The sequence below is a fragment of the Pseudomonas sp. ArH3a genome, assembly GCF_022648765.1.
Taxonomy (GTDB): domain Bacteria; phylum Pseudomonadota; class Gammaproteobacteria; order Pseudomonadales; family Pseudomonadaceae; genus Aquipseudomonas.
On sequence record NZ_CP080330.1, the window covers coordinates 5,285,204 to 5,297,196 of the forward strand.

Annotated in this window: 11 protein-coding genes and 1 pseudogene; 8 read left to right on the plus strand and 4 right to left on the minus strand. The window is 52.4% G+C overall.

From position 1 onward, the window contains the following. Window positions 1–91 precede the first annotated feature (91 nt). From K0P33_RS24130 to K0P33_RS24140, 3 genes are all read left to right on the plus strand, one after another. Window positions 92–445, plus strand: coding sequence for a gamma-glutamylcyclotransferase family protein (locus K0P33_RS24130; protein WP_094950323.1), 354 nt, complete (start codon window positions 92–94; stop codon window positions 443–445). Window positions 446–546: 101 nt separating this feature from the next. Beyond that, entirely contained in the window at window positions 547–882 is a 336-nt protein-coding gene (locus K0P33_RS24135) for a hypothetical protein (RefSeq protein WP_242151892.1), read from the plus strand. A gap of 68 nt (window positions 883–950) precedes the next feature. Further along, on the plus strand, window positions 951–1,991 hold the full coding sequence (locus K0P33_RS24140; protein ID WP_242151895.1) for a DMT family transporter: 1,041 nt from the start codon (window positions 951–953) through the stop codon (window positions 1,989–1,991). Window positions 1,992–2,027: 36 nt separating this feature from the next. Here the strand turns inward: K0P33_RS24140 and K0P33_RS24145 are convergent, their stop codons facing one another. Both K0P33_RS24145 and K0P33_RS24150 read right to left on the minus strand, forming a co-directional pair. Next, window positions 2,028–2,387, minus strand: a complete 360-nt coding sequence (locus K0P33_RS24145) for a hypothetical protein (RefSeq protein ID WP_242151897.1) — start codon at window positions 2,385–2,387, stop codon at window positions 2,028–2,030. Then, window positions 2,388–3,362: a hypothetical protein gene (locus tag K0P33_RS24150; protein ID WP_242151900.1), complete on the minus strand. Its 975-nt coding sequence runs from the start codon at window positions 3,360–3,362 to the stop codon at window positions 2,388–2,390. A 195-nt stretch (window positions 3,363–3,557) separates the two neighbouring features. Here K0P33_RS24150 and K0P33_RS24155 point away from each other — a divergent pair. Next, a pseudogene (locus tag K0P33_RS24155) lies at window positions 3,558–3,719 on the plus strand (short-chain dehydrogenase); the annotation flags it as partial. Between the two features lie 199 nt (window positions 3,720–3,918). Beyond that, complete coding sequence (locus tag K0P33_RS24160; RefSeq protein ID WP_242151902.1) at window positions 3,919–4,296, plus strand: cytochrome c; 378 nt, start codon at window positions 3,919–3,921, stop codon at window positions 4,294–4,296. Window positions 4,297–4,447: 151 nt separating this feature from the next. Here the strand turns inward: K0P33_RS24160 and K0P33_RS24165 are convergent, their stop codons facing one another. Further along, on the minus strand, window positions 4,448–5,227 hold the full coding sequence (locus K0P33_RS24165; protein ID WP_242151905.1) for a hypothetical protein: 780 nt from the start codon (window positions 5,225–5,227) through the stop codon (window positions 4,448–4,450). 476 nt (window positions 5,228–5,703) lie between these two features. Between K0P33_RS24165 and tnpB the strand changes: the two genes are divergently transcribed. Both tnpB and K0P33_RS24175 read left to right on the plus strand, forming a co-directional pair. Further along, complete coding sequence (gene tnpB, locus K0P33_RS24170) at window positions 5,704–6,063, plus strand: IS66 family insertion sequence element accessory protein TnpB (protein WP_242151908.1); 360 nt, start codon at window positions 5,704–5,706, stop codon at window positions 6,061–6,063. A 17-nt stretch (window positions 6,064–6,080) separates the two neighbouring features. Then, complete coding sequence (locus K0P33_RS24175) at window positions 6,081–7,592, plus strand: IS66 family transposase (protein WP_242151912.1); 1,512 nt, start codon at window positions 6,081–6,083, stop codon at window positions 7,590–7,592. 198 nt (window positions 7,593–7,790) lie between these two features. Here K0P33_RS24175 and K0P33_RS24180 read toward each other — a convergent pair whose 3' ends face one another. After that, on the minus strand, window positions 7,791–9,350 hold the full coding sequence (locus K0P33_RS24180) for a diguanylate cyclase (protein WP_242151915.1): 1,560 nt from the start codon (window positions 9,348–9,350) through the stop codon (window positions 7,791–7,793). A 1,432-nt stretch (window positions 9,351–10,782) separates the two neighbouring features. Between K0P33_RS24180 and K0P33_RS24185 the strand changes: the two genes are divergently transcribed. After that, entirely contained in the window at window positions 10,783–11,976 is a 1,194-nt protein-coding gene (locus K0P33_RS24185; protein WP_242151919.1) for an acyltransferase, read from the plus strand. The last annotated feature ends 17 nt before the right edge of the window (window positions 11,977–11,993 follow it).

Below are 11,993 nucleotides of genomic sequence, written 5' to 3' on the forward strand. Positions count from 1 at the left end.
CTCTTCGGTGTTTTCAACGTTGGGCTCTGCCATCACATCGCTATATAGTAAAACGCCTAACGTCCAGCACAGCCCCTCTCAAGGAATACCCATGGAACACTCCACCCAATTCCCCGTGCTGTTATTTTCCTACGGCACCCTGCAGGACAAAGCCGTGCAACTCGCCAACTTCGGCCGCGAATTAGTCGGCCAGCACGACGCGATGCTCGGCTACTCGCAAAGCTGGGTAGAAATCACCGACCCCGAAGTGCTGGCCACCAGCGGCAAGACCCACCACCCGATTGTCGCGCCGACTGAGGAAAAAGCCGCCAGTGTTGAAGGCATGGTCTTTCAGATCAACGAGCAGGAACTGGCGGCGGCGGATGCGTATGAAGTGTCGGACTACAAGCGCGTGTCAGTGGCGTTGGCTTCGGGCCTGACGGCTTGGGTGTACGTGCAGGCTTGAAGATGAAACTTGCAGGTAATTTATTTCAATCTGCCAGTACGGCGATTAGAGTGGCGCCCCTTCGAGAATTGGATCTCGATTTTTGCCCATGGAGTTACCCAGTGAAGTACGTCAGTAAAGTGGTTGCAGCAGCTGTTCTCGGTTTCGCGCTCGCAGGCTGCACCGGCACCGCCATCAAATCCCCGCAGTACGACAGCAGCCAATACACCGTTTTGGGCCACAGTGAAGGCAGCGCCACCGGCGTTATGTTGCTCGGCATCATCCCGATCGGTCAGAACAGCCGCTTCGTGCGCGCCCAGGATGCGGCCATCAAGGCCAAAGGCGGCGACGCGCTGATCAACACCCAAGTGCAGGAAAAATGGTTCTGGGCCTGGGTACTGAATGGTTACACCACCAAGATCTCGGGTGATGTGATCAAGCTGAAAAACGCGCAGTAAGTAGGAAGTTGTCAGGGCGCTGACCCTGGCAAGCGACGTATCATGGGCCTGACTTCCGAGGACGGCCCATGAACCTCAGCATTGTTTACGCACTCGCCGCAGCCGCCCTTTTCGGCGCCAGCACCCCGCTCGCCAAAAGCCTCGGCCTGGGCCTCTCGCCCGTGTTGCTCGCGGGCCTGCTCTACCTCGGTAGCGGCATCGGCCTTGCCACTGTGCGCCTTATTCGTGATCGCGGCTGGAAACCCACCGGGCTGACGCAATCTGAATGGCCGTGGCTGATCGGCGCCATCGCGTTCGGCGGCATCCTCGGGCCGGTTGCATTGATGTTCGGCCTGACCCGCACCGCAGGCGCGACCGCCTCCCTGATGCTCAACCTTGAATCGGTGCTGACCGCCGTTATCGCCTGGCTGGTGTTCAGAGAAAACGCCGACCGGCGCATCGTCCTTGGGATGATCTCGATAGTAGTGGGCGGCGTGGTGCTGTCATGGTCCGACGGCGGCGGCGTAAGCCACGACTGGATCGGCCCGGTTGCCGTGGCAGTGGCCTGTTTGTGCTGGGGGGTTGATAACAACCTGACGCGCAAAGTGTCTGCGTCGGACGCGCTGTTTATCGCTGGCGCCAAAGGGTTGATTGCCGGGGCGGTGAATTGCAGTTTGGCGCTGTACCTCGGGGCGCAGATGCCGGGCGCGGCGCAGCTCGCGCCTATCTTGCTGGTGGGTTTTTTGGGGTATGGCATCAGCCTGGTCATGTTTGTGCTGGCGCTGCGCGGGCTGGGCAGTGCGCGCACCGGGGCGTACTTCTCGACGGCGCCGTTCCTCGGCGCTACGGTGGCCTTGCTGGCCTTCGGGGAGTCAGTGACGCTGGCGTTCTGGATTGCATCGGCGTTAATGGCCGTGGGCGTGTGGCTGCACCTGACGGAGCGGCATGCCCATGAGCATCTGCATGAGGCGACGGAACACGGGCACCGGCATGTGCATGATGAGCATCATCAGCATGAGCATGGGTTTGAGTGGGACCCGGCGCAGCCGCATAGTCATGTGCATGTTCATAGTGTGATGCGGCATAGCCATGCGCATTTTCCAGATGTGCATCATCGGCATAGGCATTGAGGGCGACAGAGCGTCGCTCGTATTACACAGTTCGGATTATTTCCCTATAAAAAGCCAGCTGATACACATCACGGTAAGGGATGTGAAACTAATCAGTGTCGGTATGACCATCCAGTACTTGAGATGTCGTGGGATTTTTTCAACGTCCTCAACCCGTACTAAACGCCTCCATTGAAATATTTTTGGAATAAGAATGATGATACCCATAGCAACCAGCCGCTGAGGCCTTCCATCAAAGGGAGCATGACGAATAATATCCCTGTGCACAGCGATGTAAGCGCTGCCCTCCACATAGCGCTCTGCTGCGTCGAGCTTTTTGAACATGGCACAAAAAAAGAGCGGGAAGCTTAATATCATGACGACCCCAGCGCACATGCCGATATATTCAAAGACCATTTAAGCCCTCACAGCCCTATAGAGAAATTTCCCTGTGCCTTCTCCCAAGGCGCTTCCGATCTTACCTCCAGCAAGTCCGCCTGCGGCACCGCCGACAATGGCACATGCCAACGCTCCGGCACCTGCTGTGGGTACGCCAAAAACAATCATGCAGGCGGCGACACCGATAGGAGCACCAAACACCCCGCCCGCGGATGCACCACCAACCCCCAGCACCAATTTACCCCCTTCAACATACTTCGCCTGCATACACTCTTGCTCACGCCCAGTGGAACACGCCTCCGATAACTCCAACGCCGTCGCCCCAACATCCAGCGCTATACCAATGTAAGTCCCCGTCTTCAACACCTGCGAAGCCTTGGCTAATCGCTTGACCCGCTCCTCATACCCCCGAATTTCTCCATGCTGCCAGTAGCTTTTACTGGAAATCCCCAGCATCTTTTTAATCGAACCTTGGTTTCTCAACCCCGTACCAAAGCGCGCCATCCCCGAGAGTTGGCTATCCAACCTCGCAAACAGCGCTCTACGCTTAACCAGAAACTCCTCCCGCGCCCCCGTGGTGCCCTTTCTCAAGTACTGCTGATGCAAATCCTCGATTTCCATAAGGGTCTTCTCCACTTGCGCCAAGTGCTTGCTCCAAGCACTGCTGGCACTGCCGATACCAACGGACGAATAGGACAAGATGGCCTGCAACTGATCATAGTTTTTGATCAGGAACTGGTCGGTTGCGGAGTATGCCAACAGGGCGAGTTTTATATTCAGCGCCGAACGCATCAGCTGCGCCTCTTCAGCGGTGCAAGCGGCAGTTCGGCTATCCCCGATGATCACCAACTGCCCAGGCAACACCAGCGTGTTACGGATGTGCTGGTTGAGGGTGTCGAATTTGGTCTGTGTATGCGGATCAAGCGCCAGGCTTAGTTTGAGCAGCGGATAAGGCTGCGGTCGTTCATTGATAAATGCGTAGGGTCCCTGCATGCGTGCACCTCCAAGTGACTGAGGCGCACGACTATAAGAAGGCGCCATAGCGGAGGTAAGACGCGTACAGGGGTGGTTTTGACGTTTCAGAAAGAGACTACTTCAATCGAGGCGCATGCCTACGATTGTAGGTTCCGGCTGACCACCTACCCCCCATCATTCAAGGGAATTGCGTGGATCTGAGCGAGATTGTTCAAATCTGTTACTCAGGTTATGGAGAATCTTGCACTACGTAGTGAAATAAGTAGTGATGTGGTTGTGCTCAGTGACTTTGCCCTGCTGTGTTCAATTCCCCTGCGAGACGGTTGCGACTTGCTGGATGTCATAGCGCGGCGGATGGATATGCCGCGCACATGATCTAAGAACACCACGTTTTCAAACCAAAGAAATCACAAAACCCCTGGCCTCTCCCGAAACCAGGGGTTTTGTTTGTCTCGCATTTGATGCCACAGCACCCGCTTTAGAATTCAACGGCTCGTCTATACACTAGCCTGCGTACACCTGCTGGGGCCTGCCCTCGATTCAGACCTGACTCATACAACAAGACCCTATAAAAATGAAAACAGTGTTCATCGCCACGCTGGGAATGTTATCGCTAATCCATACACCCCTGTCCTTCGCGGACAGTGCCAATGGGAAAAACCTGTTCTTACACCGGTGTGCCATGTGCCACGGGGCAGATCTCAAGGGAACAGGACCACTCGCGAATAAGAGCAACCCTCCTACACCTAACCTGACAACACCTGTTTTCAAGAAACGACTCAATGATTATCCGGGCGTTATTGTATCGTCGGTAATACTCCGCCCCAATGGAGACTTGATTCCAAGAACGTTGCGAGAGAACGGCGTGAAGGTACCGCCGCACGCTTGGACGATTAACGATCTGCGCGATTTAAATCAATACATGATGGGTGTAATTTCGAAAAGTCGATGATATTAAAATAAGAGAGGGGACAGCAATCTCAACACCAACAATTTCACTGTGAGTGACAGGTCCTTTAGAGGTTAAATAAATCTGCCCCCATTCTTTCCATACCAATACTAAAAATAGTGAGGGAGCATAACCCCCTCACTCACCAAGAAACTTATACAGCAGCGTCAACCAACTCCGTAACGAAATCGAACACAAAATCCAAACCAATATCCGCCCAATCTACACCCCACCCCTGACCTGGCTCAAGTGCCCATTTCGCAACGATTGGAAAGGTCGGATCAAGATTATACTCCGATAAAGTTTTACCCGCGCTGGTGAGTGCCATTTTTTGTGCCGCAGGTATTTTAGCCACGGTATTTTCGGCAACCGCCGCCCACAGTAAGTTCTTAAAGTGACGCGAGTCCATATCGCCTTTTCGGATCGTCCGATCAATATACTCAACCGCTGAAAAATTGGTATACGTTAATCTCGTAATACTTCTAAACAAACGATTGGGTGAGTCAGGATCCCCCCCTTGGAATCCGACCCCGAGATTGAACCCCCCTTTATAATAAGACAACAACATTCTCGCAACATCATCTACACCATGACTATTAACATCAACATTCACATAACACGTTCGATAATTATCCATACCAAAAAAATTGTAAACTTTAAATTTTACATTATTTTTACTTTGTGGCAAAACTGAAAACCCATCACGTTTAATACGCCCCAAAAATAAAGGATTAAAATAACTGTCCTCCCCCATAAGAATCCATCCCGCCCCCACATCGTGGGGACACTCAGCCCAGCCTTCTCGAAAACTATACTCGTCATAAGATATTCTGGTATCCGGAGGTTTCGCATCCGACTGCATTACCTTTAACACTGTGAACACCGGTTCACCCCGAACACTTTCAGAAAAAACTGAATACGCCCAATTCTTCATAACGCCTCCACGAAAAAATCAAAAACAGAGACAACAACGTACACACCTAAAAAAAAACATATACCTGTCAAAATTAACAGTAGGCAATACGTATTCGGAATAAGCTTTATTCCAATTCAAAAACCATGAGCGGGTGAATAGTGTAAAGCTATCGCTGCACGCCTGAACAATGGACCCGAAAAGGCAGAACAGGCGACAGATACATTTAATTCGCCAAAAATACGAAGATTAAGTCAATCCGCCCCCGTTCTCCTTGTATCGACACATTTCTGTCTTTCCAGAATGGCAGTTAATGGCCAAAAACTGAGTGTCGGAAGCGCTTAGAAAATCCGGGACTATTCAGTGAGTAGCACGCCGATGATCTGAGGAAAGCTGTGCTGTTGATTTAAAAGTAAGGGATCCATGATCCCCACATTCAAAGATCAGAGTTGATCGCCGATGCTGTCCTCCCGATTCTTTTCAGGAGCCAGCATCCTATGATGCGTCCCGACGCCAAAGTCGAAAAAGTCTACCTCTACCCCAAGCCCGTAGACTTCCGAAAATCCATTGACGGCCTCGCCGCTCTCGTCGAACTGGATATTAAAGTGGCGGTATTCGACCCCGTTCTTTTTGTTTTTCTGAATCGCCACCGCACCCGAGTGAAAATCCTTTATTGGGAGCGCAACGGCTTCTGCCTTTGGCTCAAACGCCTTGAATCCGAACGGTTCAAAACCTCTCCAGAGGCCACCGATGAGGCTATCGTATTGAGCGTCCAGGAATTGAACTGGTTGCTCGACGGCTTTGACCTCTGGCGCAACCGTCCGCATCAGGTTGTGACTCCAAGATTTGTCGCCTGACAGGTATAATCCGCGGCATGATTTCCCTGCCCGATCAACTGCCTGATGACCCTGCTGCGCTCAAGCAATTGCTTGCCTATATGCAGTCCAAGGTCGCTGTTCTCGAAGAAGAGAACGCGCTGCTTCGTCAGCGTCTATTCGGGCGCAAGTCTGAGCAAAGTGCTGATTCGACGACACCACAACTGGTGCTGTTTGACGAAGCAGAAAATGTTGCTGCACCCGCCACCGACGACACCGAAGAGGACGTTGTCGGCCCGGCGAAACGCCGTGGCAAACGCAAGCCTCTGTCCGCTGACCTGCCGCGCATCGAAGTCATCCATGACCTGCCCGAACATGAACTGACCTGTGCCTGCGGTTGCCGCAAGCATGCCATCGGCGAAGAAACCAGCGAGCAGCTGGATATCGTGCCGAGGCAGATCCGGGTGATCAAACATATCCGCAAGGTTTACGGCTGCCGTGGCTGCGAAACGGCCCCGGTCACCACCGACAAACCGTCTCAGTTGATTGAAAAGAGCATGGCCAGCCCGAGCGTGTTGGCGATGTTGCTGACGACCAAGTACGTCGATGGCCTACCCCTGCATCGATTCGAAAAAGTCCTTGCCCGTCACGGCATCGATATCCCGCGCCAGACCTTGGCGCGCTGGGTGATCCAGTGCAGCGAGCATTTCCAGCCACTGCTGAACCTGATGCGTGATCGATTACTGGAAAGTCCGGTGATCCATTGCGATGAAACCCGCGTCCAGGTACTCAAGGAACCGGATCGAGACCCGACCAGCCAATCCTGGATGTGGGTACAAGCCAGCGGCCCGCCGTATCGCAAAGTCGTATTGTTTGATTACACCTCCAGCCGAGCGCAGGATGTGCCATTGCGTCTGCTGGAAAGTTATCGCGGTTACTTGATGACTGATGATTACGCGGGTTACAACGCATTGGCGTTGCAACCGGGTGTGGAGCGGCTGGCGTGTATGGCTCATGCGCGGCGCAAGTTCGTGGACGCACAAAAAGTGCAGCCCAAGGGCAAGACTGGGCGTGCCGATATCGCGCTGGCGATGATCAATAAGCTGTACGGTGTCGAGCGTGATCTCAAGGACATCAGCGATGAACAGCGGTTCACCGGTCGCCAGGAAAAGAGCCTGCCGATCCTGGCCCAACTGAAAAGCTGGCTGGATAAAACCCAATCCCAAGTGACGCCGCAAAGTGCGCTGGGCAAGGCAGTTAATTATCTGGCGAACAACTGGAGTCGGCTGGAGCGTTACGTTGAGGCTGGTTTTTTACCGATCGACAACAACGCGGCAGAGCGCGCAATAAAGCCGTTTGTTATTGGACGCAAGGCTTGGCTGTTCAGCGACACACCCAAAGGGGCGAGCGCCAGTGCGCAGATCTATAGTTTGGTCGAGACCGCGAAGATCAACGGCCAAGAGCCCTATACGTGGCTGCGCCACGTACTGGAGCGGCTACCGCATGTGTCGACGGTAGAAGACTACGAAGCGTTGTTACTATGGAACTGCTCACCGGAAATGCCACGGTAAACGAACAACCCATCTTGCGGTAGGTGTCCTTCATGGATCGGATACATTGCACAAAGTCGATGATGGTGAGGGCCAGCCATTGCCGGCAAACCCATTCCAGCCTCTTGCTGAAGACGGGCGAGTCGGTGGCCGTCGTGTCGAGAGGTAATAGTGCCGCTTTTCCAAAACAGCGTGCTCCCCTGCAGATCACGCGCGCCATCAAGGCTGCTGCGCCACCACGCGATTACGACCGCCCTGCTTGGCCTGGTACAACAACTTGTCAGCCCTCTCAAGCACAACGGATACCGAATCCCCTCCCGGTTGCCATAGCGCGACGCCCAGCGAAACAGTGATGTGCCCGACAGTAACGATCTCTGCGGCTTCGATCGAGGCACGCAGCCGCTCTGCGACATCCGTTGCCGCTTGAAGCGAACTATTGGGCAATAACAATACGAACTCTTCCCCACCGACCCGGCAGGGCAAGTCGTTAGACCTTGAGTTGTGCTGCATCAGTTCTGCGATAGCCCTCAGCGTTTGATCGCCCACACCATGGCCAAATGTATCGTTCACCCGTTTGAAGTGGTCGATGTCCATGGAAACAACTGCGAACGCTCTGTCAGCATCTTGCCAACGCAACAGGACATCTTCCATCGCCCGGCGGTTGGCCAGCCCGGTCAGCGCATCGGTTTGTGCTTGCAGGTTAAGCTTGCCGATCTTCTCCTGTAACAGGGTGGCGCCAAGCAGCAACGCCCTGCGAATCTGCCAACTCTCGAAATAGTGCGCCGGTACTGCACTGATAAGGTCGTAGCTGTCGGGGGTGTCCAGTCGCTTGGCACAATCGGCGAGCCTGGACAGCGGCGCTGAGATCCGCGCTCCCAGCCACCAGATCAAAACGATTCCGAAAAAGGCAAGTGGGGCTGTGCCCAACGCAACCTTGACCATTGTCTGACGTAGAACAGCGTGTATATTTTCGAGTGGCTGCTGCGAGATCACCCCCCAGCCGCTGCTCGGCACTTTGGCGAAGCCCGCGAGCATTTCCACTCCATTTTCATCCGCAGCCTGCAAAACACCTGCGTCCTGGCTAAGTGCCGCATCGGCGATCACGCTCTTTCCAGTGATGTTTCCGATTTGTTCGGGACGGCTGTGATAAAGCACCCGACGGCTGCTGTCGACTAGATAGACATTCGCGCCATCCTTACGCACATTTGTGTCCATCATGGCCTGGAGCGTATTTTTTTGCTCAAGTTGAACACTGCCCCCTATCAGGCCCAAGTACTCTCCTTTCGTGCCAAATACGGGCTGGTTGATAAAGATCACCAGATTGCCTGCTATGGACTTAAAGGCGTTGCTGATTCTCGGCACGCGAAGGTTGAGTGGCTCCTTGTGTTGCAAAACCCGGCCATTGAGGCGAAAGCTTTCGGGAGCTGACGCAATAATAGTTCCCGCTGAGTCGGCGACAAGTACGGAGTTGAAACTGGCATCCTGCCCAAACAACCGCTGCGTTTCTTCTGCCAAAGCGTGCTTATCTTCAAACGCTTTGCCGATGACGACTGAGCCATACTTCAATTTGTCGAGGTCGGAATTGAGCACCTGTTCGACACTCTTGGCGATCCGAGAGGCGTAGGCTTTGTTCACTTGCAGCGCATTCTCAATCAACTCCTGCTTCTGAATCTTGAACATCACCCAGAAGCTGTTGGCGAGGGTCGCGATTGCAGCAAGCAGTACAAAGATAAGAATCAGAATGCGTAGATTGAGCTTAGGCTTCGGTCGAGTGGTCATTTTACGCAGTCCGGGTAGGCGGATGGATTACAAACGATTTCGATGCTGTGTGAATCGCCCTTGAATGTGTAGGTGGGGGGTCAATCAGTTTTGACGGACAGCCTGCTCAACAAGTAAGGAAGGCTGTTAACCCATTCTGGACCTATCGCGCAGACATGTCTGAGGACAGTTCAGAAGAAATACCGCCAGTCCCCACATTGAGCCTTTATGGCCTTTTTTTCAGGTGCCAGAAACCACAAACCCCCGGCTTTCTCTAGGAAAACCGGGGGTTTGTGTTTACTTAATGTGGCGGTGAAGGAGAGATTCGAAACTACCCGTTCTCGATTTTCGGAACCAAGGCCCCCGGTTTATAAGGGCTGCAGCCCGGTGGTGCGCGCAGGATCTGTCCCATGGCAGTCCCATGGCTTAAATGCACCAGGTTGCAGAAAACGGTCACAACAGACGTTTTGAACGATTTATGTTGAGGCATGGGAAAAAGGTAATTTTGGTAATGAGCTGCGAAAAATCGGATAAAGCCTAATAAAATCAGGTAGTTGATATAGTTTTATAGAGGTAATAATAAGGTAAGTAAATGGTTAGAAAATTACTTTCAGGGCTAGTAATGTCAGTGAGCCGCCAAACCCAGTAAAATGGGGACTTGAATAAAATATTACCTCTCTCGTTACCTTATATTACCCTCCAAAGTAATGGCTGAAAGCCCCGTTCTGTAAGGGCTACAGCCCGTTCTGACCTACCGATTACTAAAATTACCCTTTTCCCACCCCTCGCCTGAAAAATAGCCATGCGCTAACCTTCTTGGCGTTTTTTTCCACACGCTCTTGACGGGTACTGACAACCGGAAATTGATGGCGATGCTGTGCAATGTCTCAGAATGCCGGAAACCCTTACAGGCTGGGCCTCACAGTCGTTTTTACGTAGGGCTCGACAGCGGCTGGTAGGCCCCTGATATGAGCGGTTCCGAAAACGAAAACACCGCCTGCAGCAGGTTTTCACAACCATAGCCCCCGTAAACCGGGCACCTCGTCTAAGTGACCACTCCCCTGCCGCCCCCTGACGCATGCGCAAAGCCACTGCACTTTTTTGCAAAGCCTTGCACTCTGTGCAATTGCGAAACATCCCGCAGACCCCGCAGCGGACTTGGGCGGGAGCCTCGTTTGCACCCACTAGCCGTTTGCACAAAAAAGGGACACAAAGCCCGTCGGCGGGAGGGGGATAAGTGCTTTTTCAGGAAATTTTTTTCGAGGCGCAGAAATTCCAGAGCACGACCGACAGCTCACCGATTCGCCCAGGTAGACGATGGTGATAGCGCGGCGCCAGCAAGAAGTGCTTAGGGTTTGTACGGAAAGGCTTTATTGTGTATCGGTTTTCATGCACAAGGATGCATGGGACATCACATCCCATCGTGTTTAGATCTGAAGTGAGCCCCGTTTAAATGTCCCCGCTACCTAACCCCATCCCATCCCGATTTTATTCGCTAGATGCAGTGAGAGGCCTTGCAGCCTTGACTGTATTACTTTGGCACTGGCAGCACTTCCTTTACGCAGGCCCGATAGACGCCAGCTATAGAATGAGTGACCAACCTTTCTATCAGCAGTTGTCTTTTTTTTACCACTGGGGTTGGATCGCCGTAGATTTCTTTTTTTCCCTGTCCGGGTTTGTATTCTTTTGGTTGTATGCAAAGTCTATTACGGACGGAAAAGTTAGCGGGTACAAATTTTTCGTGATGCGGCTCTCACGTCTATACCCACTGCACATCCTAACCCTGACAATTGTGATCGTCGGACAGTGGATTTACCACTCATCAAATAATGAATTCTTCGTATATAAAACTAACGACACCTTCCATTTAATCTTGAACATCTTTATGGCTTCCAATTGGGGATTCCAAGACGGTGCATCTTTTAACGGTCCTATCTGGTCCGTGTCGGTAGAAGTCCTTTTGTACGTTGCATTCTTCATACTTTGCTTCAGGGGAGCAGCACGTATCCCTATGCTAATTTTTCTGGTGCTGCTGGGCATGGGTGTCGCCAAGGTTAGCCCCGAAATTGGGCGTGGCATTGTGTCGTTCTTTGCTGGCGGGATCGCCTTCCACGGCTATAACTGGCTGAGACAGTCACCTACGGGTGATCGATTGATTCCTACATTTTGGCTCGTTGCAGCGGCGGCGTGGGTATGGGTTATCCTAGAGTTTCAATCTGGGCTACCGTCTAAAATCTCTGCTGATATCCTAGGCCACATACTTCCACAGCAAGGTCAGGACCTAGTAATTAAACTCGCCAGCAAAGTTTGGATTTATGCGATATCTATCCTTCTGTTCCCGATGACTATTATATCGCTTGCGCTGATTGAAACACGCAGAGGCACTTTGGGCCGCAGAGTCTCATTTATCGGGCACTTAAGTTATTCGTCATACCTTATCCACTTCCCACTTCAATTACTTTTCATAATCATTGCTGGATGGTTAGGCCTTGATCGCGATTTTTTTTACACCAATCTATCCTTTATAGTATTTATAGCAACACTCATTCCAATCTGTTTTGCAAGCTATTACTTCTTTGAACTGCCTATGCAAAGCAAACTGAGAAAACTACTTAACCCAAAATTGGTTTTGGCTGAATCGAAGTAATCTGGCGCGCTCTGGCA

What these genes read in the sequence shown, in the direction of transcription:
- K0P33_RS24175 (WP_242151912.1), top strand. Translation starts at nt 6,081, where the DNA reads ATGATTTCCCTGCCCGATCAACTGCCTGATGACCCTGCTGCGCTCAAG.
- K0P33_RS24160 (WP_242151902.1), top strand. Translation starts at nt 3,919, where the DNA reads ATGAAAACAGTGTTCATCGCCACGCTGGGAATGTTATCGCTAATCCAT.
- K0P33_RS24145 (WP_242151897.1), bottom strand. Translation starts at nt 2,387, where the DNA reads ATGGTCTTTGAATATATCGGCATGTGCGCTGGGGTCGTCATGATATTA.
- K0P33_RS24140 (WP_242151895.1), top strand. Translation starts at nt 951, where the DNA reads ATGAACCTCAGCATTGTTTACGCACTCGCCGCAGCCGCCCTTTTCGGC.
- K0P33_RS24130 (WP_094950323.1), top strand. Translation starts at nt 92, where the DNA reads ATGGAACACTCCACCCAATTCCCCGTGCTGTTATTTTCCTACGGCACC.
- K0P33_RS24185 (WP_242151919.1), top strand. Translation starts at nt 10,783, where the DNA reads ATGTCCCCGCTACCTAACCCCATCCCATCCCGATTTTATTCGCTAGAT.
- K0P33_RS24150 (WP_242151900.1), bottom strand. Translation starts at nt 3,362, where the DNA reads ATGCAGGGACCCTACGCATTTATCAATGAACGACCGCAGCCTTATCCG.
- tnpB (WP_242151908.1), top strand. Translation starts at nt 5,704, where the DNA reads ATGATGCGTCCCGACGCCAAAGTCGAAAAAGTCTACCTCTACCCCAAG.
- K0P33_RS24180 (WP_242151915.1), bottom strand. Translation starts at nt 9,350, where the DNA reads ATGACCACTCGACCGAAGCCTAAGCTCAATCTACGCATTCTGATTCTT.
- K0P33_RS24165 (WP_242151905.1), bottom strand. Translation starts at nt 5,227, where the DNA reads ATGAAGAATTGGGCGTATTCAGTTTTTTCTGAAAGTGTTCGGGGTGAA.